Raw genomic sequence first — 20665 nt, forward strand, 5'->3', positions numbered from 1 at the left:
TTTTACCTGCTATAATGTAAAATTGTAAACAAAATGACCTTAGAAAGACTAGAGAATGTAAGAAATAGGTGCCATAATATGGATTGGAATACAGAAACTGTTAATATCATATATGCGTCCAACGACGGGTATGCCAGACATCTGGCAGCCTCCCTTTATTCCCTTCTGGACCACAACAGGAACATCCCCCGGATGGACATATATATCCTGTCCGTGGGAATGAGCAAAGGGTGTCTGGAACGTCTGGCCTCGGTTGCCGGGGAGTTTTGCCGCAGCCTTCATGTGGCGGAGCTGGGCAATCTGAGGGAACGGTTTGATTACGAGGTGGATACCAGGGGATTTGACATAAGCGCCATGGGCCGCCTCTTTGCCCCTGCGGTGCTGCCGGAATACGTGAGGAAGGCATTGTATCTGGACTGTGATACCATTGTCAACGGAAGCATCCGCCCCCTGTATGGGACAGAGCTTGGAAACCATCTGCTAGGCATGGTGATGGAGCCAACGGTTTACAGGGAGATGAAGGAATCCATCGGCATGGGGAAGGATGAGCCTTATTACAATTCCGGTGTTCTGCTCATGGACCTGGAGGCGTGGAGGGACCAGGATGTGCTGGGGCAGCTGCTGGAATTTTACAAAAGCCATCAGGGCAGCCTGTTTGCCTGTGACCAGGATACCATTAACGGCGCTCTGAGAGGCAGAATCATGACGCTGCCGGTCCGATATAATTATTTTACCAATTACCGGTATTTCAGGTACAGGACACTGGTGTCCATGTGCAGGGCCTACCGGGAGGTGGGAGAGGATGGGTACAGGCAGGCGGGAATGTCTCCTGTCATCATCCATTATCTGGGGGATGAGAGGCCCTGGATAGCCGGAAACCACAACCATTTCAGAAAACTCTACGAGTATTATCTGGATAAGACTCCCTGGAAGGGAACCCCAAAACAGGAGGGAAAGAGGCTGTACATGCACATGTGGTGGGTATTTAACCATGTGAGCCTTATGTGCCCTGCTTTCAGGCTGTGGATAAGCCGCAGGCTGGGCATGAGGCTGGTGGACAGCCGCAGGAAGCAGAAGGCCTCCGGAAGCGGAAAATGACGATGGATAAGATAAGCATGATTATATTGAACTATAATGACTGGGCCACCACCCTGTCCCTGGTGGAGGAGGTTAAGGACTATGAGTGTCTGGACTCCGTGGTGGTGGTGGACAACCATTCATCCGATGATTCATGGGAGCGCCTTCAAGCCCTGAACGGCAGCGGAAAGGTACATGCGCTGCGCATGGAACAAAACGGCGGCTACGGTATGGGCAACCAGGAGGGAATCAATTACGCCGCAGGCTATCTGGAGGCGGACTATGTCATCATTGCCAATCCGGACATCCATGTGACGCCCCGGTGCATTGGGCGGGTAAAGGAGGCTCTGGACAGGACCCGGGACGCAGTGGCTGCCTCGGCCAGGGTGAAGGACCCCCAGGGAAGGGAGCTGTTTTCTTACTGGACCCTTCTGCCTCTGTGGAAGGACCTGCTGGATACGGGGCTGGTCACCAGACGTCTGTTTAAGGGCATGCTGAATACGCCTGCCTACAGGCTTCCAAATGCCGGGGATGAGGACTGCCGCCTGGTGGATGCGGTTCCCGGGTCCTTTTTTATGCTGAAAACAGGCCTTCTCACGCCGGGAGAAATAAAAGAAGTATTTGACAAACGCATCTTTTTGTATTATGAAGAGAAGGTGCTGGGACAGAAGTTCAGGAAAATGGGGCTTAAGACCGTGCTGGCAACAGACCAGTCCTATGTCCACGCCCATTCTGTCAGCATTGATAAAAGCTTTAAACGAATCGTGGATAAGCAGAGACTGCTCCACCGGAGCAAGCTGTACTATTATAAGGAGTATCTGGGAACCGGACCCGCCGGTATGGCTGCGGCCAGGATTATTTTGGGATTTATCCTGGCAGAGGTGTGGTTCCTGACCGTGGTGTGCAGGATGCGGTGGTAGGGCGCCGGGGATGGAACGGCGCGGCAGCCGGCTACGGAATGCGGGACGGCATACAGGAAAGGACGAAACGACCTATGAACGGACAGGAAGATAAAGAGAAGGAGATACTGGTTACCCGGTCCTCCCTTCCTTCTTACGAAGAATATATAGAGATGATAAAACCCATATGGGACAGCGCCTGGCTGACCAATATGGGAGATTTTCACAAACAGCTGGAACAGGAGCTCAAGGAGTACATGGGCATCCGGAACATGGTGCTGTTTGTAAACGGGCACATGGCCCTGGAGATGGCCATTCAGGCCCTTGAACTTACTGGGGAGGTGATTACCACCCCCTTCAGCTTTGCATCCACCACCCACGCCATTGTGCGCAACAACCTGACTCCGGTGTTCTGCGACATCAATCCCACGGATTACACCATGGATGCGGAAAAAATTGAATCCCTGATTACGGATAAGACCTCGGCCATCATACCGGTCCATGTGTACGGAAATCTGTGCGATGTGGAGCGGATTGAGGCCATAGCCAGGAAACACGGGCTGAAGGTGATATACGATGCAGCCCATACCTTTGGGGAACGGTATAAAGGGAAAAGCGTGGCTGAGTTTGGGGATGCAAGTATCTTCAGTTTTCATGCCACCAAGGTGTTCAACTCCATTGAGGGAGGCGCAGTGACCTTTCAGGAGGACTGGATGGAGCACCGCCTGAACTGTCTTAAGAACTTCGGGATTGTGGACCAGGAACATGTGGTCTGGGTGGGCGGAAACGCCAAGATGAACGAATTCCAGGCAGCCATGGGGCTCTGCAACCTGCATCACCTGAATCAGGAGATAGAAAAGCGCAGGCTGGTGGTGGAGCGCTATTTATCCGGCCTTTCAGGCGTACCGGGCATCAGGCTGCCCTCGTTCAAAGAAGGGCTTACGCCCAATTACGCCTATTTCCCTGTGCTGTTCGAAGGATTTAAGGCCGGCCGGGACCAGGTATACGACTGCCTGGCCGGGCACAGAATATACCCCAGGAAATATTTTTATCCCCTGATTAATGATTTCCAGTGCTATGAGGGCAGGTTTTCCTCCAAGGACACGCCGGTGGCAGCCTATGTGGCGGACCGGGTGCTGACGCTGCCGTGCTACGCTGACCTGGCTCCGGAGGATGTGGACCGTATCTGCGGCATCATCAGGGGAATGTAGGAGACGAACATGGATAAGGTACTGCTGGTGATACCGGCTTATAACGAGGAAAAGAACATACAGCGGGTGGTGGAGGACCTGGTCCGGGGCTTTCCCCAGCTGGATTATGTGGTGGTGAACGACGGTTCCAGGGACAGCACAGCCGGAATCTGCAGGGAAAGGGGATATAACCTTCTGGACCTGCCTGTGAATCTGGGACTGGCAGGCTGCTTTCAGGCAGGAATGAAATACGCCTACAGGAAGGGGTACCGCTACGCCATCCAGTTTGACGGGGACGGACAGCACAGGCCGGAGTATATTGAGGCCATGAGACAGAAGATGGAGGAGGGGTATGACATTGTCATCGGCTCCCGGTTTGTGTCGGAGAAAAAGGGATGGTCGGCCAGGATGATTGGAAGCAGAATCATAGGCGGCGCCATCCGGCTCACCACAGGCACCAGGGTGACGGACCCCACTTCGGGTATGCGCATGTTCAACCGTAAAATGATAGAGGAATTTGCCCTTAACCTGAATTACGGGCCGGAGCCGGACACGGTTTCTTTTCTGATTAAACAGGGAGCCAGGGTGGCGGAACTGCAGGTGACCATTGATGAAAGGCTGGAGGGAGAGAGCTACTTAAAGCCGCTGACAGCCGTTCACTATATGGCCAGGATGCTGATTTCCATCCTTATGATTCAGAATTTCAGGAAACGCTAGGGCCTGTTTGAAAATTCATCCCCGGAGCTTGGAGAACATCATGAAAAATCTGACAAAACATTTACTATATAAAGGAACGGATATCGGACGGCAGAACGTGGTCTGGAATATTGCAGGGAGTTTTGTCTATGCATTGGCCAGCATGGTTCTGTCTTTTCTGGTCATACGGGTGGTGGGAGATGACCAGGGAGGCATATTTTCCTTTGGATTTTCCACTCTGGGACAGCAGATGTTCATAGTGGCCTATTTTGGCATCCGCCCCTTCCAGATTACGGACGGGACAGGCGAGTATTCCTTCGGGGATTACCTGGAGCACAGGAATATCACCTGTGTCATGGCCCTGGCAGCAGGGGCCCTATTCCTCACCTTCATGCACGGCATGGGGCGCTACACAGCGGACAAATGCATGATTCTCATTTTGCTTGTCATATACAAGGTAATAGATGGGTATGCTGATGTATATGAGTCGGAGTTCCAGCGGCAGGGAAGCCTGTATCTGACGGGAAAATCCAATTTTTTCCGTACCCTTTTCTCGGTCAGCGTATTTCTGGTGACGCTGGCTGCATTTGAGCATCTTTTGTTATCCTGTCTGGCTGCGGTGGCTGCCCAGGCCGTGGGAATCGCGCTGTTCAATCTGGATGTCATCCACGCCCTGCCTGCAGTGGACTGGGACAAGGGGGAGAGAAAGACTGGAAGGCTGTTTAGGAGCACCTTATTCCTGTTCATATCAGCGTTTCTGGACTTTTATGTGTTCTCCGCGGCCAAATATGCCATTGACGCCAGGATGAACAACGCTGCGTCGGGATATTTTAACTTGATTTTTATGCCTACCTCTGTTATTTATATGGTAGCCAACTTTGTAATCCGGCCCTTTCTGACCAGGCTTACGGATTTGTGGACCGGAAAGGACTATGACTGCTTTAAAAAGGAGCTTATGCACATCGGCGCCATTATTCTGGGACTTACGGTATTGGCAGTGGGAGCCACTGCTGTTCTGGGAAGATGGGTGCTGTCCGTAATGGAGATGATTCTTGGAAGCGGTTATGAGGGAAGGCTGGTCAGCTATTTCGGGGCTTTCATCATCATCGTGCTGGGAGGCGGCTTCTATGCCCTGGCCAACCTGATGTACTATGCCCTTGTAATCATGCGCAGGCAGAAAGCGATATTCACCGTATATCTGGCGGCTGCGGCTGCGGCTGCGGTATTATCCGGCTTTCTGGTATCAAAATTTGGGATTAATGGGGCGGCAGGCTGCTATCTGCTGCTTATGATGGGATTAGTGATGGGTTTCGGCCTGCATACGGCGGGCGCCTATCAGAGTGAGAAAAAGGAGAATGCCGGTAATGGAGGAAGTAACACGTAATACTGAGGCGACGGATGTCCGGGAGAGAAGGCATGGGCTGCGGGTGGATGTAATCATACCCACCTACAAGCCGGGAAAGAAGTTCTCCAGGCTTTTGAAGATGCTTTCCATGCAGACTTATCCCATAGGTAAGATTATTGTTATGAATACAGAGCAGTCCTACTGGAATGATAAGGGCTTTGAGGGAATCGCCAATCTGGAAGTGCATCATCTGTCCAAGGAGGAGTTTGACCACGGCGCCACCAGAAACAGGGGAGCCCGCTACAGCAGGGCGGATATTATGGTGTTCATGACAGATGATGCGGTTCCGGCGGATGAAAGGCTGATTGAGAACCTGACCGCTGCCTTTAAAAAGAGAGGGCCCGGCGGGGAATCGGTTATCATGGCCTATGCCAGACAGCTGCCGGATAAGGACTGCGCCATGGCGGAGCGCTATACCCGGTCCTTTAATTATCCGGAGGAGAGCTGCATCAAGACCAAGGAGGACCTGGGGCGGCTGGGCATCAAGACTTTTTTTGCCTCCAACGTATGCTGCGCCTATGACAGGGAAAAGTTCTGGTTCCAGGGCGGTTTTATCAGTAAGACTATATTTAATGAAGATATGATATTTGCAGGGAAGGCAGTGCTGCAGGATGATTACGCTGTGGCATATGTGGCGGAGGCCAGGGTTATCCATTCCCACAATTATGGGTGTACAGCCCAGTTCCACCGTAATTTCGACCTGGCTGTGTCCCAGGCAGACCATCCGGAGGTCTTTGGGGGCATCCGCTCAGAGGGCGAGGGAATCCGTCTGGTCAGGCAGACAGCCCGTTATCTTGTGTCCCACCGCCGTCCATGGCTGGTGCCCGGTCTGATTGTAAAAAGCGGATTCAAATATGCGGGCTACCGTCTGGGCAGGTGCTACCGTTTCCTGCCTGTGAAGCTGGCCGCGGCCTGCAGCATGAACAAGGAGTACTGGAAGTAGCCGTATGCCGGAGAATGCAGTATCTGGGAAATAACAAAAGAAGGCAGGGATTCATCCTATGATGACAATGATTTTCAGAGTGATTCTGGTTATAGTCTCTATATTGACTATGGCTTTTATGATGCGGAAGATTCGGCAGGCTAAGGTACAGATTGAGGCAGCGCTGTTTTGGGTTATCATGGCCCTGATACTGGTGGTGTTCTCACTGTTTCCGGCTGTGGCGGATGCCTGCGCCCATTTGCTGGGAATTTATTCCACGCCCAATTTCCTGTTCCTGTTCATGATTTTTCTGCTGATTGTAAAGGTATTTGGCATGACCCTTCAGATGTCCCAGATGGAAAGCAGGCAGAAGGAGCTGGTGCAGCGCATTGCACTGGACCAGAAGGACAGGGAGGAACTGGAGCGCAGGATACAGAGATTCCTGGAACAGGAGGAACTGGCTGGCAGGGACTGCAAGGGAGATATGTGCAGGGGGGAAACCGGAGGAAGAAACGTGAGTACAGGGAAAACAGGCGGGGAGGAAGCAGATGGCAGGTAAGAAGGCGGGGAGTAAATCAGGAATGCTGCGCGGCCATACCCTTGCTGTCTGGCTGGGAGGCTCCTGCGGGGTTCTTGCCCTGGGACTGTGGCATTTTACAGATGTCAGGGCCGGCGTCCTGGAGACAGGGGACCGCTTCCTCTACGGCTGGTACGCAGGGCTGATGGTTTTCGCCCTTCTGGTGCTGGCGGCAGTGGGATACCTGTTTCTGGTGCGGCGGGAGTATGGACTGGCCCGGATATTTCCGGCGGCAGCTATGGGAATCGGCCTCATGTATATGGTGGTGCTCCCTCCCCTGTCGGCTCCGGATGAGGTGAGCCATTATATCAGTTCTTACCAGCTCTCCAGCTATCTGATGGGCAGGACAGCCAGGGCAGAGGATGAGCGGGTATTTATCCGGTCCCAGGATGTCTTTATTGAGGACCTGACAGGGGTTATGGACTATGAATCCATGGCTGACAGCAAGACCGCGGCTGTGGTTTTGGGGCAGAAGCTGGATGAGGGAACATACCGGACCATGAAGGAACGGGGGCTGGGAAGCACCGGTGAGGACGGGACCGTCCTGTCATACCAGATGCCGGTGCGCACCACGCCCCTGGCCTATGTGCCCCAGGCCCTGGGGATTGCCCTGGGAAGGGTACTGGGCCTGGGCGGGCTGGGCCTGCTGTTTCTGGGACGCCTGTTCAACCTGGTGTTCTTCACCGCCATGGGGTGCCTGACCATACGCAGGATGCCCTTTGGAAAGGAAGTGGCGGCTGGTGCAGCCCTGCTTCCCATGACGCTTCATCTGGCAGCCTCCTTTTCCTACGATGTAATGATTATAGCGCTCAGCGGGTACTTTGCTGCGGTCTGCCTTGATTTGGCTTATAAGGCGGAGCGGGTACGAGTGGGGGATGTGGCTGCCCTGGCCCTGGTGATGGCAGTGATGGGACCATGTAAGATGGTATATGGCGTTATAGCGGGTTACTGTCTCCTGATTCCTGTGAGGAAGTTCGGGGGATGGGGAAAATGGAGTCTGTCCGCTGCCTCGGTGCTGGGAGCATTTGCAGCAGCCATGGCAGTGGTGAACCACAGGACTGTGTCCCTTTACACCCAGGCTGACCAGGGATATGTAGCCTGGGCAGAGGAAACAGGGTATACCTTCGGGCAGCTGCTTCACAGTCCTGTGCTGGTCCTTAAGATGTGTTACAATACCCTGGCCTGGCAGGGAGAACAGCTCTATTCCGGCATGATTGGAGGGGCGCTGGGAAACATGGATGCAGTGCTCAACACTCCCTATGCGGTTATACTGGGGCTGACAGCCATATTGGTGATGCTGGCGCTGCGAAAACCGGGAGAGAGCATTTTTATCCGGTGGAAGGGCCGTCTGTGGATTTGGTTTCTCTGCCTGGTGTGCCTGGGGGCGCTGATGTTCTCCATGCTGCTGGCATGGACGCCGGTGAGTTCCAATGTCATAAAGGGAGTCCAGGGCAGGTATCTGCTTCCGCTGCTCCCCATTTTCCTTATTACCCTGAAAAATGACAAGGTGGTGCGGACGGACTGGGATGACAGGGGTCTGCTGTTTGCCATGGCGGCCATGGATATCTACGTGGTGCTGCGTCTGTTCAGCCTGGTATGCCTGCGGGTGTGAAGAGGCTGTCAGGAGTACCGTCATGGCCCGTATTTCCTGCGGTCCATACAGCGGCTATGCGGGATTGGGCATTGGACTTTGGCAGTCCGCAGGTGCATAAGGACTTGCCAGTCAGTGGATAAAGTGATAGAATTGCCAGATGGATGTGGATAACGCCTGATAAATGCCAATGAACCGGTCAGGCGTGTTTGATAATAAAAAAGGAGCGAATGGAGTTATGGGAAAGATTATGGTAACCCCCTGCGACATCAAGGGGCTGTATGTGATTGAACCAACGGTTTTTAAGGATGAGAGAGGATATTTTGTGGAGACCTACAACCAGAATGATTTCAGGGAAGCAGGTCTTGACATGGTGTTTGTACAGGACAACCAGTCTATGTCCGTTAAGGGCGTTCTGAGAGGGCTGCATTTCCAGAAGCAGTATCCCCAGGGCAAGCTGGTAAGAGTGGTGCGGGGCACTGTCTACGATGTGGCAGTGGATTTGCGTTCTGATTCCGAAACCTACGGAAAATGGTTCGGCGTCATCCTTTCCGCTGAGAATAAGAAACAGTTTTATATACCGGAAGGCTTTGCCCACGGATTCCTGGTACTGTCCGATGAAGCGGAATTTGCCTACAAATGTACGGACTTCTATCATCCGGGTGATGAGGGCGGCCTGCTGTGGAGCGACCCTGAGATTGGGGTGGACTGGCCCATCCAACCGGATATGCAGCTGATTATATCGGATAAGGACAGAAAGTGGAGCGGTCTTAAGGATACCTTCAAGTTCTGATGAAAAGGAATTTACTTATATGAATTATGTGCTTTCTCTGATGAAAGAGATTATAGGAAAACGGAAGCTTATATGGGATTTGGGCAAGGCTGATTTCAGGAAACGTTTTGTGGGCTCTTACTTTGGGGTGGTGTGGATGTTCATACAGCCCATTGTGACGGTCAGCATCTACGCAGTTGTATTCGGAATGGGATTTAAATCCCCGCCTCCCATTGAGGGGTTCACATACGTGGAGTGGCTGGTGCCCGGCATTGTGCCCTGGTTCTTTTTCAGCGAATCCGTCAACAGCATAACCAACTGTCTCCAGGAGTACAACTATCTGGTGAAAAAGGTGGTGTTCAAGGTGGAAATACTGCCAATCATCAAGCTCATATCCTGTCTGCTGGTCCACGCCTTTTTCGTGGTCATCATGTTTGGTATGTATCTGATAATAGGCAGGAGGCCTTCCCTCATATGGTTTCAGCTGGTTTATTATTCCCTGGCGGCCTCCCTGCTGGCTCTGGGATTTGGGTTCTTTACCAGCGCGGTCAATGTGTTTTTTAAGGATATGGCGCAGATTGTGAGCATCTGTCTCCAGTTCGGTATCTGGATGACTCCCATCATGTACCATGAATCCATGTTTACCGGAGCGGGAAAATGGGTGGAGGTGCTGTTTAAGCTGAATCCTTTTTATTACGTGGTGGCCGGGTACAGGGATACCATGCTTACAGGAAACTGGTTCTGGGAACGGCCCACCCTGACCCTTTATTACTGGGGATTTACCGCGGCAGTGCTTTTGCTGGGCCTTAAGATGTTCAAGCGTCTCCGGCCTCATTTTTCCGATGTCCTGTAGGAACGGCAGTTTGTGCTCCGGGATGGTGAGGAGCGTTTTATGATACAGAAAGTGGAGATTAGCTGGCGCCATGGGGACCAGGAGGGAATCATTCCCGTGGAGGTGGTCTACTCCAAACGGCGCACCATTGGATTGGAAATCAAGGCGGACGGCCATGTGTACGCCAGGGTGCCTGCGCGTATTCCCAACCAGTATGTGACGGACTTCATAAAGGAGCGCCAGGACTGGATTGTGCAGAAATGGTTTATGATTATGGAGAGGCGCAGGCAGGAGGAAACCAGACCGGTCCGGGACTATGAGAAGGACCCTGAGCTGGAAAAGCTTTACCGCAGGAAGGCGGGGAAGCTGCTGGAGAACCGTTGCGCCTATTTTGCAGAGCGCATGGGAGTGGATTACAGCCGTATAGCTGTGCGGGCAGCCAAGACCCGCTGGGGCAGCTGCAGCGCCCAGGGAAATCTGAGTTTTCACTGGAAGCTGGTGCTCATGCCTCCGGAGATACTGGATTATGTGGTGGTGCACGAGCTGGCCCACCGAAAAGAGACGAACCATTCACAGCGGTTCTGGGCTGAGGTGGAACGAATCCTGCCGGATTATAAGGCCCGGAGAAAGTGGCTGAAGGAATTTGGAAGCCAGGTTTAGAGGCTTAAATAACAATTATAACAATTCCGGTTTATGCAGTCAGTCCCGGACGCGTTCCCGTTTCAGATAGACCATGTCCACCAGCTGGATGCCGGCCTCAATGATGGGATGGTCGTAGTTGTCGGTAAAGAAGCGTTCCACCCGGTGGGAATCTTTAAAACCGCAGGCATGATAAAAGTCCAGGGAGAGAGGGCTGTCCCCGGTTCCCACATAGAGGGTCTGCAAATCCGGATAATGGTTAAAAAGATATTCAATCAGGCGGCGGCCGTATCCCTGTCTCTGGAACAGGGGGGCTGTCGCTATATTTTTAAGCTCATATGTGCCCGGACCTTCGTTTGTCACCACACATTCTGCCCGGACAGAACCGTCTGACAGCACAAACATATCGCCCCGCTCCAGGTAGCGGTCAACCATATCCTCCTGTTCATCTGCCAGCAGGAGCAGGTCCAGGTATTTCTTTTTGTTTTCTTTTACTTGAATAATTTCCATGGCGGATTCCCCTGTTCTGATTGTTTTTTGTGTGTTAAGGCATGTTTATTATAGCATGATTGGGAGGATGAGTACAGGGCGATTGTCCGGGGACAGGCGGAAAGCAGGGAAAGGATTGACGCGTGTGCCCGAAGGCGGTAAACTGGAGATAACCGTTGAGACGGAGGGAAAAGGAGGATGCCAGCCTATGGGGCCAATCAGTTTTTCAGGCATGGAAGATGCCATAACCGTAGATAAGCCAAATGGAACCCATGTGAGTTACCATATTTTTGAGGAATCCGAGATTCACCTGAACCGAATCACACCGGCAAGCACACAGGAATGGCATTATCATACCCTGATTGATGAGTGCCTTCTCATAACTAGGGGAGTGCTGACCTGCCGGTGGCTGGAGGATGGGGAGGAGAGGACAAGAAGGGTCCATGAGCAGGAGATAGTACGGGTGGGGAACTCAGTCCACACCTTTGCCAACGAGACCGATGAGGATGTGGAATTTGTGGTGTTCCGGTTTGTCCCTGAGGGCAGGGACAAAAGGGAAATGATAAAGAGTGACAAGGCGGTTGTGAGCAGGTAGGCTATGGGAATTTGAGCCTCTATCCTCTTGAGACGCCGGAATATGTATGTTAGGAGGAAGATATGGACGCAGTCCTCTCGGTACGCGTCCGGTCATGGTAAAGGGCGGACAGCAGGTTCCATACAGGAACCAGATACAGGTAACAAGCAAAAAACATACATTCCATGGGAGCGCCGATGGCGGCCACAGGCACAGTGCCGGCAATGCCCCAGGGAATCAGGGCTGCAATGAGAATGGCTGTGTCCTCCAGAGCGAGGGCCAGCTTTTCTTTTTGGGGATAAAGTCCGCCGCACATCTGACAGGTAAGTATGGCGGCCAGGCTTTGGTTGCAGCTGACCGCACAGGAGAGAACCGAGGTCAGAAGAACCGTGCCGAAGGGAGTGAAACGCCGGGCAGACCGTAAAAGCGCATGCTTTATACCGGACAGCAGGCAGGTATGTGAAAAGATTCCGGAGTAGGAGGCTGATATGAGCACGATGACGCCCACCTTTACCATGGAGCGTATGCCGCCGCCGTTTAACAGCTGGGCCAGACGTGTCCCGGCCTCTGCTTCATATCCGTTTAAGAGGCAGCGGAGCAGGACCAGCGGGGAGGTTCCCTGGATAATCAGGGATACTGCGGCGCCGGCTGTTATGCTGGCTGCCATGGCATATTTTACGTCCACATGGAGCAGAGCCAGAACCAGAATCAGGACAGCCGGAAGCATGGAAGACCAGTGGAGGGAAAAATTCGCCCTGAACAAGTCCGTGAGCCCCTTATCCACCGGAGCACCGGAACCCGAGGCCAGAACCACGTACAGGAGACAGGTCAGGGCTAAGGGAACAGCACTGCTGCGGCACATCAGCTTCATGTTCAGATAAATGTCTGTCCTGGTCAGGCTGCATATCAGCTGGGCGCTGGATGACATGGGGGAACAGCGGTCCCCGAAAAAGCTGCCGGAGAGAATGGCGCCCCCTGTAAGAAGGGGACTGAGGCCGGCTGCATTAGAAATGAGCATACAGATGACTCCCATGGTACTGGCCGTGCCAAAGGAGGTACCTGTGAGGAAGGACATGGCAGAACACAGGAGAAAGGTGCAGAGCACGAAATATTTAGGGTTTATCAGACCGACCGCATGGTAGAGAATATAGGGTATGGTGCCGCAGATTCGCCAGACAGCGGTCAGGCCCCCTATAAAAGCAAAAATAATAAGGATATTCTGCACCTGGGAAATGCCTTCCCACAACATGGCGCAGGTTTCCCTTACCAAATATCCCTTCCACAGACAGTAGACAGAAAAACAGAACAGGCCGAACAACAGGGCATACAGAATCTGTATGCCCGTAAAAATGCAGAGTCCAAGACCTGCCAGAAATAATCCAAGTGTAATACATTCCGCCAACATGGAATCCTCCCGGAATTTTGTCTGATTTACTGACTCGATTCTATATCGGAATCCCCTTAAAGTCAATGGGGACTAATATTGCATTGCCCGCATTGCCAGCTGACAGGCTGTTTCAGCCAGTCCTGACAGCACCATCACCAGGATGGGATTCATTTTAAAACGTATGAGCAGTATCATGGCTCCCAGGAAGATACAGACGGAACGCAGGTTCAGGGCGCCTAGTTCAGGGGAAAATCCGTTCAGTCCCCAGAAGGCAGTGACCAGTATGCTGACGCCGGCTGCCCCAATCATGGCTACTACGGCAGGGCGCAGGGATTTGAGGACGCCCTGAATCAGGCTTAAATCCCTGTATTTGAGGTAAATTTTTGCAAGAAGCGTGACCAGGATACAGGATGGAAGGACACAGCCGACAGTGGCTGCCAGGGCTCCGGGCGTTCCGGCGATGCGGGTGCCCACGAAGGTGGCTGCATTGATGGCAATGGGACCGGGAGTCATCTGGGAAATAGTGACCAGGTCTGTAAATTCAGCCAGGTTCAGCCAGCCATGGAGAGTTACCACCTGATTCTGAATCAGAGGCATGGCAGCATATCCGCCTCCGAAGCTGAATGCTCCAATCTGGAGAAAGCTTAAAAACAATTGAAGGTAAATCATTGGGCACCTCCTTCTGTTCCTTTTTTCCCGCGCTCAGAAGAAAGAGTCCGAACCACGCCTATGGCGGCGCACAAAAGGATAATCAGGACAACATTGACATTATACACATAATTGGCCATAAAGGCCGCAGCCATAATCAGGACGGATATCCACTGCCTGTCTTTTACAATGCCGCTGCCCATCTCCCAGACCACCTGGGCAATGACAGCGCCCACTCCGGCCTGCATTCCGTTTAACATCCATCCCACAAAAAGATTGGAACGGAAAGCCGCGTAGCAGAAGGAAATCAGGGTAAGTATGGTAAAGGGAGGGATGACGGTGGCAATGACCGTGGTCAGTACGCCTGTCATTCCGGCCAGCTTATAGCCCACCACAATGGCGCCGTTGACTGCAATGGCGCCGGGGGAGGACTGGGCAATGGCCACCAGGTCCAGCATCTCCTGTTCATCAATCCAATGGTATTCATCCACAAATTTTTTCTTCATTAACGTGACAATGACGTAACCGCCTCCAAAGGTAAAGGCGCTCAGGTACAAGGTTGAAAGAAATAGTTTGACCAGAAGGGAACTGCGGCTGCCCCCGTGTCCCGGTACCCCGGATGAGGCATGGTTTCCTGATTTTATGTTAACTACCATGACGGTATCCTCCTAACGATACAAATGTATTTGTTTTTTCCTCTATATACTATACAGCTTGAAAATACATATGTAAAATACTATAATTAAATAATAAGTATTATAAATTTATTATAGATGAACCATATGGCTAATTTTAAGGCTGCATCCGCTGCCGGCCGTATGGGGTTCAGGAAAAGAGGACCATGACACTTCGCCATCTGAAAATATTTGTCACCGTATGTGAGACAGGCAGTATGACGGCTGCGGCATCCCAGCTTTTCATTGCCCAGCCGTCCATCAGCCTGGCCATCTCGGAGATGGAGGAATACTACGGGGTAAAGCTGTTTGACCGTATTTCCCGCAAGCTGTACCTGACGGATAATGGCCGCAGGGCCCTGCAGTATGCCAGGCATATCATAGACCTTTTGGATGAGATGGAGCAGGGAGTACGGGACGGGGACGCCATAGGACGGCTTAAGGTGGGAACCAGCATCACCATAGGGACCTATCTGCTGTCCGGATACATCAAGAGACTGAAACAGCAGTATCCTGCCCTGGAGGTAGAGGCATTTATTGCCAATTCAGGAACCATTGAACAGCAGATTCTGGACAATGAGATTGATGTGGGAATTATAGAAGGGGCGGCTCACAGCCCCTTTATACTGAGCGAAAGCTTTGAGGGGGACCGGCTGGCCTTTATATGTCCGGCCGGCCATGAATTTGCGGGAAAGACCCTGGAGGAGCTGGCAGAGGTAAGAAACCAGGATTTCATTTTACGGGAAAAGGGGAGTGCTGGAAGGGAGATATTTGACGGTATTCTGGCAGCGCAGGAATTGAATGTCCGGCCCATATGGCAGAGCGCCAGCAACCAGGTAATCCTCCAGGGGGTGAAGGCAGGGCTGGGCATCTCCATCCTGCCTTATTTCCTGGTGCGCCAGGCCATACAGGACGGGGAGCTGGCTGAGTTTAGGATACAGGGACTTGCCCTGAACCGGAAGTTTTCGGTGATTTACCACAAGAATAAATTCCTGCCCCAAAGCGCCAGGACACTGATGGAGCTGTGCAAGGAGGGGGATATGGAATAGACGGTGCATAAGGGCTGCAGGTATTTCAGGACAGCAGTTTTTTCAGGCCGGATATATTTTTTATGGTAATGGTTCCCCGGCCAAGGGCGACCAGGCCCTCTTTTTCAAAATATTTGAGCATACGGGACACCACTTCCCTGGCAGTGCCCAGGTTCTTGGCTATCTGTTCATGGGTGGTGGAAATCACATCAGAGCCCAGTTTTATCTGTTCATCCGCCAGATAAGCGGCCAGCCGTTTGTCGAAGCTGGAAAAGAGAAGCTGGCCCATGGACCACATGACGTCGGAGAAACGTTCGGCGGTCTGGCGGTAGATGTAGTTCTCCGCATATATATTTGCCTCCATGAGACGGCGGATACCGGAGGCGCTGGTGATGAGAAGGGCGGAACTGCCAATGGACTCAATGAAGATATCAAAGGTGATTTCCTGCATCATGCAGGCGGCGGACAGGGTGCATACCTCGCCTGGCCCCAGACGGAACAGGGTGACTTCCCGGCCTTCCTCGGATTGTATATAGGTGCGCAGCTGCCCGGACAATACTATCAGAATGCCCAGGCATTCCTCCGAACGGCTGTGTACAAAGCTTCCGGGCCCATAATCCCGGATAAAAGAACTGGTTTTAAGCTGCTCCCTCTGGGAATCGGTAAGTTTTTCCCAGAAGGGGTAGCTTGTTCTCAGGGTTTCTGTGATGCTGCGGTCTGTACGGTTCATGGCGGACAGGGCCTCCTTACGGTTTGGGTTAAATACAGGGTGTAATTATATATATTCTTATAGTGTAGACAATTTCCTGTATTTTGTCAAAGGCTGAAACGGTAAGGTGGACCTGCCGGCAGTGGGGGAACGGGTTACGCAAAGTGGTCATTTGACGGAATGGAGCTGCACCCGGAGGTCCCGCATTCGGCGGAGCTGCACCCGGAACAGCCGCCTTGGGAAGCTGCAGCGGAACAGCCGCCTGCCTTTGCCCTGCATATCATCTGGGTCATGGTCCCCATGGGACAATAGACACACCAGGAGCGGGGACGGAACAGCGCCATGGTGGCCATGCCCAGGATAGTGGAGGTCAGCATGACGCTGTAAAACCCAAAGGCAAACTGGGCGGTCCACAGGGGCAGTCCTGTGCTGCGGTAGGCGTGCTGCCAGGGCAGACGGAAGGTCCAGAGCAATGTGACGGCCTGTTTTAAGCCGGATGTTCCCCTGAACACCAGGTAGGTATTAAAGAGCATCTGGCAGAACATAACCAGGAAGAATACAAGGAAACCATAGCGGAAGGCTTTGGACTTCATCCATCTGGGCATCTCCCGGTTGGAAGACAGGTGGAGTTTACGGCCAAGAATGGAAAACAGCTGTCCCCTGCCGCAGTAGCGGTTGCAGTAAAGCTTGGAGCCGGTGGCAATGGAGATGCCCAGCGGTACCAGGAAACAAATCAGGCCCAGCCATGCAAACATGATGTTGAAGAAGCCCAGGAACAGATAAAGCAGGGATGCAATCCAAAGGTAATCATACCAGTGTTTTTTGATTTTTAAGGCTGACTTATTCATGGCAGTTTCCTCCTGTATGGACTGATTCGTAATCCTGCGGACTGCGGGGCAGGATGGATATTACACTGGCCGGACATTCCTTTGCGCAGAGCCCGCATCCCACGCAGGCGTCCTGGTTTACCACGGCGAAGGAACCCTTAAACACGGAAATAGCCTGGCGGGGACATACCTTAAGGCAGCAGCCGCAGGCCACGCAGGCCCCGGCATCCACACAGGCAAGATTTTTGGATAAATGCTTCATAATAAAACACCTCATAATTGATTGATGTATTAAGGATATCATAAAGCGGAAATGGTTTCGGTGACCCGGGTCACACAGGCGCCGGAACATACATATTGTTGGAAGGAGGAAAAATCGGGATGGACCGCACAGAGCTAGTTAGGCAGATAGAGGAGTACTGTCCGTATAATGAACAGGAGGAGGCAGACCGCCGGATAATTCTAAAATGCCTGAGGGAGGAAGATGACATATTTGACCGAGGGAACGGTCTGGCTCACATGACGGCTTCTGCATGGGTGGTCAATTCCGGCCGGACAAAGGTTCTGATGGTATATCACAATATCTACAAATCCTGGTCATGGCTGGGAGGACATGCGGACAATGAGCAGGACCTGCTGGAAGTGGCTGTGAGGGAAGTGAAGGAAGAAAGCGGGCTTGCCATGGTGCGGCCGGTATCTGAAAGCATCTACAGCCTGGAGGTTCTGACCGTGGACGGGCATGTGAAACGGGGGGAATATGTGGGGTCCCACCTGCATCTGAATGTGACCTATCTGCTGGAGGCGGATGAGAACGATGCCCTGTTTTCAAAGGCAGATGAAAACAGCGGTGTGGCCTGGTTTGGTCTGGAGGATTCACTCAGGGCATCTACTGAGCCATGGATACGTGAACGGATTTATGCCAAGCTTAATGGAAAGTTAAAAGAACAGGGATAAAACACAGGCCGGGTCCATGTAAGGAACCGGCCTGCCAAAAAGGGGATGCAAAAAAGTGTGTGATGGCTTATTATTTTAATTTGCTGATTTCATTATCAATATCTGACGGTGAAACCAGACCAACTGATTTGGATAATACCTCGCCCCGCTTGAAATAGATAAGGGTGGGAACGCTCATAACCTGGAAACGGGCCGCCAGGTCCATTTCCTCGTCAATATCCACTTTATAAAAATGTACGTCTGAAAATTTGTCTGCTGCCCGCTCTACCACCGGACCCAGCATCTTACAGGGGCCGCACCAGGTTGCAAAGAAATCCACAACCACCAGCTCATCACCGGCATTGACAGCCTGCTCAAATTCATCCTTATTTAAATGTTTCAATTCCATTGTTATTTCCTCCTGGTTTTCTCTTTTTTGTGTTTTGCTCTATTAGTTATAGGATACCACATTTTGTACTTGAGTTATGTGATAAAAGTCACCGAACATTCATTCTTTAATCTTATATATAAACTATCAGTATTAAGCTTTTCTAATATAAGTCAGTTTTCTTTCACTGTCTCATAGGGCCAGTCCACAATTCCGCCAAAATCGTATACATGCTTATATCCCAATTCCACCAGCTGGTCCGAAGCCCGCTTGCTGCGGATGCCTGTGCGGCAGTGTACTAAAAGGACTGCCTCTGTGTCGGGAAGTGCCTCCGGTTTCGTATCTCCTATGGACTCCACAGGAACCAGAATGGAGCCGGGTATGTGTCCGTCCGCGTATTCTTCCGCTGTGCGTACATCCACTATCGTAACATTTCCCTGGTCCATCATCTGCTTTGCTTCCCCGGCAGTAATTTTATGGTATGCATTCTCATCGGAATCAGGGGAAGCAGACTCAGCAGATGACTGCCTTTGTTCCGCCATGCCGGAAGCAGCCTGTTCTTCTGCGGCGGCCTGAGACGGGCTTTGTGTAGAAGCAATGGCTTCCCTGGGGGCAGCGGGGCTGCAGGCTGCCAGTATGGCGCTGCATATAAGGACAGCCGTAAAAATCGTACCTTTCATGTGTTTCCTCCTATTCTGTAATTAAATCGTATACAGTTCATACTGTAACTATAATATATACAGTTGTATATGTCAAGGGGATTCTTAACTTTTTTTGAAAAATATGGTTTGAGGTATAAAAATCCTGCATTGTATGCTATACTTATGCCTAAAGTGGAGAAGTATGCATAGAGATGGAGAATGTTATGTCAGTGAAAGAACAGGACAATAAATATGCCATAGACGTTGCAGATGTGACCAAGGTATATAGATTATATGAGAAGCCCATTGACCGTCTGAAGGAATCCATGAGTATTTCCCATAAGAATTACCACCGGGATTTTTACGCGCTGAACCAGCTTTCCTTCCGGGTAAGGAAGGGGGAAACCGTGGGAATCATCGGCACCAATGGTTCCGGCAAGTCCACCATTTTAAAAATCATTACCGGGGTTCTCACCCCTACCACCGGGGAGGTAAAGGTGGACGGCAAGATATCTGCTCTTTTGGAGCTGGGAGCTGGATTCAACATGGATTATACAGGCATTGAAAATATATATATGAACGGCACCATGATGGGTTACACGAAAAAAGAGATGGACGCCAAGCTTCAGGATATCCTGGAATTTGCGGAAATCGGGGATTTTGTGTACCAGCCGGTGAAGACTTATTCCAGCGGTATGTTTGTACGGCTGGCTTTTGCGTTGGCCATCAATGTAGACCCGGAAATCCTCATTGTGGATGAGGCCCTTTCGGTGGGCGACGTGTTCTTCCAGTCAAAATGTTACCGCAGAATGGAAGAAATCCGCCAGAAGGGGACCACTATTCTTATGGTGACCCACGATATGGGAAGCATCATCAAATACTGTGACCGGGTTGTGCTGCTGAACAAGGGGGAATTTATCGCAGAAGGTCCTGCGGGCCGCGTAGTGGATATGTATAAGAAGATTCTGGCCGGACAGCTGGATGCCTTAAAGGCGGAATTGGAACGGGAGAGACAGCAGAGAGAGGGGCTGCCTGGCGGAAATGGACTGGATGATAACGGAGACGGTCCGGACCATAACGCAGAAGGAAGGGAAGAACAGAAAAACGGCCGAAACCATGGCGGGACAGAGTCAGGCGGCCCTAAGACAGCCGGACAGGAATCAGGCGTATCCGACAGCAGAGATGTGGAGATGTCTGATTTTTCCGGCGGTATGGGATTAGAGGGAAGCCGTTTCATGAAGGACCAGCTGACTATTAATTATGACCGCACAGAATACGGGGACGGCCGGGCCGAGATTGTGGACCTGGGTCTTTTTGACGAGAGGGGAAATATCACCAATCTTTTGTTAAAAGGGGAGATGTTTACCATAAAAGAACGGATTCATTTTAATACGGAGATACAGTCCCCTATTTTCACCTACACCATAAAGGATAAAAAGGGTACGGAGCTTACCGGCACCAACACCATGTTTGAAGGGGCTGACATTAAGCCTGTGAAGCGCGGGGATGAGTATGTGGTGGAATTTACACAGAAAATGACACTCCAGGGCGGGGAATATCTGCTGAGCATGAGCTGCACCGGATTTGAGCAGGGTGAGCATGTGGTGTATCACCGCCTTTACAATGTGACCAATATTACGGTTATTTCCAATAAGAACACAGTTGGGGTGTATGACATGGAGTCCCAGGTGACGGCTGAGAAGGTGGAGGCCGAAATGGCGGAGGCCTAGATGACGGAGCTGAAATGACGGAGGCCTAGATGACGGA

The 20665-nt window shown here is 51.8% G+C and carries 23 protein-coding genes and 1 pseudogene; 15 read left to right on the forward strand and 9 right to left on the reverse strand.

What is annotated here, in order from left to right; all coding sequences use genetic code 11:
* Positions 1-78: 78 nt before the first annotated feature.
* The 11 genes from FGS84_RS05640 (at position 79) to FGS84_RS05690 (ending at position 10621) form a co-directional block, all read left to right on the forward strand.
* A complete protein-coding gene (locus FGS84_RS05640; protein ID WP_138306700.1) occupies positions 79-1098 on the forward strand; it encodes a glycosyltransferase family 8 protein in 1020 nt (339 codons plus the stop codon).
* Between the two features lie 2 nt (positions 1099-1100).
* A complete protein-coding gene (locus FGS84_RS05645; protein ID WP_138306942.1) occupies positions 1101-1997 on the forward strand; it encodes a glycosyltransferase family 2 protein in 897 nt (298 codons plus the stop codon).
* Between the two features lie 74 nt (positions 1998-2071).
* The gene (locus tag FGS84_RS05650; protein ID WP_138306944.1) at positions 2072-3187 is read left to right on the forward strand and encodes a DegT/DnrJ/EryC1/StrS family aminotransferase; all 1116 of its coding nucleotides are present in this window, start codon (positions 2072-2074) and stop codon (positions 3185-3187) included.
* A 9-nt stretch (positions 3188-3196) separates the two neighbouring features.
* On the forward strand, positions 3197-3883 hold the full coding sequence (locus tag FGS84_RS05655) for a glycosyltransferase family 2 protein (RefSeq protein ID WP_138306701.1): 687 nt from the start codon (positions 3197-3199) through the stop codon (positions 3881-3883).
* A 40-nt stretch (positions 3884-3923) separates the two neighbouring features.
* Positions 3924-5246: a lipopolysaccharide biosynthesis protein gene (locus FGS84_RS05660; RefSeq protein WP_138306702.1), complete on the forward strand. Its 1323-nt coding sequence runs from the start codon at positions 3924-3926 to the stop codon at positions 5244-5246.
* Entirely contained in the window at positions 5227-6210 is a 984-nt protein-coding gene (locus FGS84_RS05665; RefSeq protein ID WP_138306703.1) for a glycosyltransferase family 2 protein, read from the forward strand. Before FGS84_RS05660 ends, FGS84_RS05665 begins: the two co-directional genes overlap by 20 nt.
* Before the next feature lie 58 nt (positions 6211-6268).
* Entirely contained in the window at positions 6269-6748 is a 480-nt protein-coding gene (locus FGS84_RS05670) for a DUF2304 domain-containing protein (protein WP_138306704.1), read from the forward strand.
* Complete coding sequence (locus FGS84_RS05675; RefSeq protein WP_138306705.1) at positions 6738-8378, forward strand: DUF2142 domain-containing protein; 1641 nt, start codon at positions 6738-6740, stop codon at positions 8376-8378. The genes FGS84_RS05670 and FGS84_RS05675 overlap by 11 nt, the downstream gene beginning before the upstream one ends.
* Before the next feature lie 217 nt (positions 8379-8595).
* Complete coding sequence (gene rfbC, locus FGS84_RS05680; protein WP_138306706.1) at positions 8596-9150, forward strand: dTDP-4-dehydrorhamnose 3,5-epimerase; 555 nt, start codon at positions 8596-8598, stop codon at positions 9148-9150.
* 19 nt (positions 9151-9169) lie between these two features.
* Positions 9170-9982, forward strand: coding sequence for an ABC transporter permease (locus FGS84_RS05685; RefSeq protein WP_138306707.1), 813 nt, complete (start codon positions 9170-9172; stop codon positions 9980-9982).
* Between the two features lie 39 nt (positions 9983-10021).
* Positions 10022-10621: a SprT family zinc-dependent metalloprotease gene (locus FGS84_RS05690; RefSeq protein ID WP_138306708.1), complete on the forward strand. Its 600-nt coding sequence runs from the start codon at positions 10022-10024 to the stop codon at positions 10619-10621.
* 39 nt (positions 10622-10660) lie between these two features.
* Here the strand turns inward: FGS84_RS05690 and FGS84_RS05695 are convergent, their stop codons facing one another.
* On the reverse strand, positions 10661-11110 hold the full coding sequence (locus FGS84_RS05695) for a GNAT family N-acetyltransferase (RefSeq protein WP_138306709.1): 450 nt from the start codon (positions 11108-11110) through the stop codon (positions 10661-10663).
* A gap of 187 nt (positions 11111-11297) precedes the next feature.
* On the opposite strand from FGS84_RS05695, the gene FGS84_RS05700 reads away from it, so the two are divergent.
* On the forward strand, positions 11298-11684 hold the full coding sequence (locus FGS84_RS05700; RefSeq protein ID WP_138306710.1) for a cupin domain-containing protein: 387 nt from the start codon (positions 11298-11300) through the stop codon (positions 11682-11684).
* Between the two features lie 49 nt (positions 11685-11733).
* On the opposite strand, the gene FGS84_RS05705 is transcribed toward FGS84_RS05700, so the two are convergent.
* The 3 genes from FGS84_RS05705 to FGS84_RS05715 all read right to left on the reverse strand — a co-directional run bounded on the left by FGS84_RS05705 (position 11734) and on the right by FGS84_RS05715 (position 14354).
* Positions 11734-13068, reverse strand: a complete 1335-nt coding sequence (locus tag FGS84_RS05705) for a Na+/H+ antiporter NhaC family protein (RefSeq protein WP_138306711.1) — start codon at positions 13066-13068, stop codon at positions 11734-11736.
* Between the two features lie 72 nt (positions 13069-13140).
* The gene (locus tag FGS84_RS05710; protein ID WP_138306712.1) at positions 13141-13719 is read right to left on the reverse strand and encodes a chromate transporter; all 579 of its coding nucleotides are present in this window, start codon (positions 13717-13719) and stop codon (positions 13141-13143) included.
* Positions 13716-14354, reverse strand: coding sequence for a chromate transporter (locus FGS84_RS05715; protein WP_138306713.1), 639 nt, complete (start codon positions 14352-14354; stop codon positions 13716-13718). Before FGS84_RS05715 ends, FGS84_RS05710 begins: the two co-directional genes overlap by 4 nt.
* Before the next feature lie 185 nt (positions 14355-14539).
* Here FGS84_RS05715 and FGS84_RS05720 point away from each other — a divergent pair, with 185 nt between their 5' ends.
* Complete coding sequence (locus FGS84_RS05720) at positions 14540-15421, forward strand: LysR family transcriptional regulator (RefSeq protein WP_138306714.1); 882 nt, start codon at positions 14540-14542, stop codon at positions 15419-15421.
* A gap of 25 nt (positions 15422-15446) precedes the next feature.
* Here the strand turns inward: FGS84_RS05720 and FGS84_RS05725 are convergent, their stop codons facing one another.
* The 3 genes from FGS84_RS05725 to FGS84_RS05735 all read right to left on the reverse strand — a co-directional run bounded on the left by FGS84_RS05725 (position 15447) and on the right by FGS84_RS05735 (position 17198).
* Complete coding sequence (locus tag FGS84_RS05725; RefSeq protein ID WP_138306715.1) at positions 15447-16130, reverse strand: Crp/Fnr family transcriptional regulator; 684 nt, start codon at positions 16128-16130, stop codon at positions 15447-15449.
* Between the two features lie 134 nt (positions 16131-16264).
* On the reverse strand, positions 16265-16936 hold the full coding sequence (locus tag FGS84_RS05730; RefSeq protein ID WP_347563801.1) for a 4Fe-4S binding protein: 672 nt from the start codon (positions 16934-16936) through the stop codon (positions 16265-16267).
* 13 nt (positions 16937-16949) lie between these two features.
* Positions 16950-17198, reverse strand: a complete 249-nt coding sequence (locus tag FGS84_RS05735; RefSeq protein WP_138306717.1) for a 4Fe-4S binding protein — start codon at positions 17196-17198, stop codon at positions 16950-16952.
* A gap of 119 nt (positions 17199-17317) precedes the next feature.
* Between FGS84_RS05735 and FGS84_RS05740 the strand changes: the two genes are divergently transcribed.
* Positions 17318-17890 carry an NUDIX hydrolase gene (locus tag FGS84_RS05740; protein ID WP_138306718.1) on the forward strand — a complete coding sequence of 191 codons (573 nt, stop codon included), beginning with the start codon at positions 17318-17320 and terminating at the stop codon, positions 17888-17890.
* A 70-nt stretch (positions 17891-17960) separates the two neighbouring features.
* Here FGS84_RS05740 and trxA read toward each other — a convergent pair.
* Positions 17961-18299, reverse strand: a pseudogene (trxA, locus tag FGS84_RS05745) (thioredoxin); the annotation flags it as partial.
* A gap of 131 nt (positions 18300-18430) precedes the next feature.
* Positions 18431-18937, reverse strand: a complete 507-nt coding sequence (locus tag FGS84_RS05750; protein ID WP_138306720.1) for a rhodanese-like domain-containing protein — start codon at positions 18935-18937, stop codon at positions 18431-18433.
* A gap of 185 nt (positions 18938-19122) precedes the next feature.
* On the opposite strand from FGS84_RS05750, the gene FGS84_RS05755 reads away from it, so the two are divergent.
* The gene (locus tag FGS84_RS05755) at positions 19123-20628 is read left to right on the forward strand and encodes an ABC transporter ATP-binding protein (protein WP_138306721.1); all 1506 of its coding nucleotides are present in this window, start codon (positions 19123-19125) and stop codon (positions 20626-20628) included.
* The last annotated feature ends 37 nt before the right edge of the window (positions 20629-20665 follow it).

The organism is Clostridium sp. 1001271st1 H5, from assembly GCF_005845215.1.
Taxonomy (GTDB): Bacteria; Bacillota; Clostridia; order Lachnospirales; family Lachnospiraceae; genus Enterocloster.

Bases quoted from the DNA above. Each gene is read 5' to 3' on its own strand.
- FGS84_RS05735 (WP_138306717.1), bottom strand. From the start codon at position 17,198: ATGAAGCATTTATCCAAAAATCTTGCCTGTGTGGATGCCGGGGCCTGC.
- FGS84_RS05645 (WP_138306942.1), top strand. From the start codon at position 1,101: ATGGATAAGATAAGCATGATTATATTGAACTATAATGACTGGGCCACC.
- FGS84_RS05720 (WP_138306714.1), top strand. From the start codon at position 14,540: ATGACACTTCGCCATCTGAAAATATTTGTCACCGTATGTGAGACAGGC.
- FGS84_RS05695 (WP_138306709.1), bottom strand. From the start codon at position 11,110: ATGGAAATTATTCAAGTAAAAGAAAACAAAAAGAAATACCTGGACCTG.
- FGS84_RS05715 (WP_138306713.1), bottom strand. From the start codon at position 14,354: ATGGTAGTTAACATAAAATCAGGAAACCATGCCTCATCCGGGGTACCG.
- rfbC (WP_138306706.1), top strand. From the start codon at position 8,596: ATGGGAAAGATTATGGTAACCCCCTGCGACATCAAGGGGCTGTATGTG.
- FGS84_RS05690 (WP_138306708.1), top strand. From the start codon at position 10,022: ATGATACAGAAAGTGGAGATTAGCTGGCGCCATGGGGACCAGGAGGGA.
- FGS84_RS05660 (WP_138306702.1), top strand. From the start codon at position 3,924: ATGAAAAATCTGACAAAACATTTACTATATAAAGGAACGGATATCGGA.
- FGS84_RS05670 (WP_138306704.1), top strand. From the start codon at position 6,269: ATGATGACAATGATTTTCAGAGTGATTCTGGTTATAGTCTCTATATTG.
- FGS84_RS05675 (WP_138306705.1), top strand. From the start codon at position 6,738: ATGGCAGGTAAGAAGGCGGGGAGTAAATCAGGAATGCTGCGCGGCCAT.
- FGS84_RS05640 (WP_138306700.1), top strand. From the start codon at position 79: ATGGATTGGAATACAGAAACTGTTAATATCATATATGCGTCCAACGAC.
- FGS84_RS05665 (WP_138306703.1), top strand. From the start codon at position 5,227: ATGGAGGAAGTAACACGTAATACTGAGGCGACGGATGTCCGGGAGAGA.
- FGS84_RS05710 (WP_138306712.1), bottom strand. From the start codon at position 13,719: ATGATTTACCTTCAATTGTTTTTAAGCTTTCTCCAGATTGGAGCATTC.
- FGS84_RS05725 (WP_138306715.1), bottom strand. From the start codon at position 16,130: ATGAACCGTACAGACCGCAGCATCACAGAAACCCTGAGAACAAGCTAC.
- FGS84_RS05740 (WP_138306718.1), top strand. From the start codon at position 17,318: ATGGACCGCACAGAGCTAGTTAGGCAGATAGAGGAGTACTGTCCGTAT.
- FGS84_RS05655 (WP_138306701.1), top strand. From the start codon at position 3,197: ATGGATAAGGTACTGCTGGTGATACCGGCTTATAACGAGGAAAAGAAC.
- FGS84_RS05700 (WP_138306710.1), top strand. From the start codon at position 11,298: ATGGGGCCAATCAGTTTTTCAGGCATGGAAGATGCCATAACCGTAGAT.
- FGS84_RS05755 (WP_138306721.1), top strand. From the start codon at position 19,123: ATGTCAGTGAAAGAACAGGACAATAAATATGCCATAGACGTTGCAGAT.
- FGS84_RS05685 (WP_138306707.1), top strand. From the start codon at position 9,170: ATGAATTATGTGCTTTCTCTGATGAAAGAGATTATAGGAAAACGGAAG.
- FGS84_RS05750 (WP_138306720.1), bottom strand. From the start codon at position 18,937: ATGAAAGGTACGATTTTTACGGCTGTCCTTATATGCAGCGCCATACTG.
- FGS84_RS05705 (WP_138306711.1), bottom strand. From the start codon at position 13,068: ATGTTGGCGGAATGTATTACACTTGGATTATTTCTGGCAGGTCTTGGA.
- FGS84_RS05650 (WP_138306944.1), top strand. From the start codon at position 2,072: ATGAACGGACAGGAAGATAAAGAGAAGGAGATACTGGTTACCCGGTCC.